Annotated in this window: 1 protein-coding gene; it reads left to right on the top strand. The window is 51.0% G+C overall.

Features of this window, described 5'->3' with window-relative positions:
- The first annotated feature begins 32 nt into the window (after positions 1 to 32).
- Positions 33 to 395 (top strand): HNH endonuclease, encoded by a 363-nt coding sequence (locus tag JSN25_RS17990; protein ID WP_032943058.1) that lies wholly within the window; start codon positions 33 to 35, stop codon positions 393 to 395.
- Positions 396 to 400 lie beyond the last annotated feature (5 nt).

The raw sequence follows: 400 nt of genomic DNA, 5'->3' as shown, positions 1-400 counted from the left end.
AAAATTTGTATCCAACAAACAGGACTATGCCGATGCCAGCACGTGCTAAACGCCCATGCCGACACAAAGGGTGTGCGGCAATCACCAACGATGTCAGCGGATATTGTGACCAACACCGACAGCAGCATGCTGGTGACGGCTGGCGGAATTATCAGTCAGGAAAGAGCAGGCAAGAACGTGGATACGGGCGACTCTGGGAAATTAAACGAGCCCGTATCCTTCAGCGTGATAAATACCTGTGTCAGAACCATCGCCGACAGAGGATAGCGAAGAAAGCGACCAGCGTTGACCACATCATCCCAAAAGCTCATGGCGGTACTGATGACGATTCCAATCTTGAGTCGTTGTGTTGGGAATGCCACAGAGCGAAGACGGCAAGAGAGCGTATCCGATGATAATA

Origin of the sequence: Citrobacter cronae (genome assembly GCF_016893685.1) — a bacterium.
Classification (GTDB): Bacteria; Pseudomonadota; Gammaproteobacteria; order Enterobacterales; family Enterobacteriaceae; genus Citrobacter; species Citrobacter werkmanii.
Note: the sequence above shows the minus strand (reverse complement) of the source record. Positions and strands in the feature narration are given on the sequence as shown.

Bases quoted from the DNA above. Each gene is read 5' to 3' on its own strand.
- JSN25_RS17990 (WP_032943058.1), top strand. From the start codon at position 33: ATGCCAGCACGTGCTAAACGCCCATGCCGACACAAAGGGTGTGCGGCA.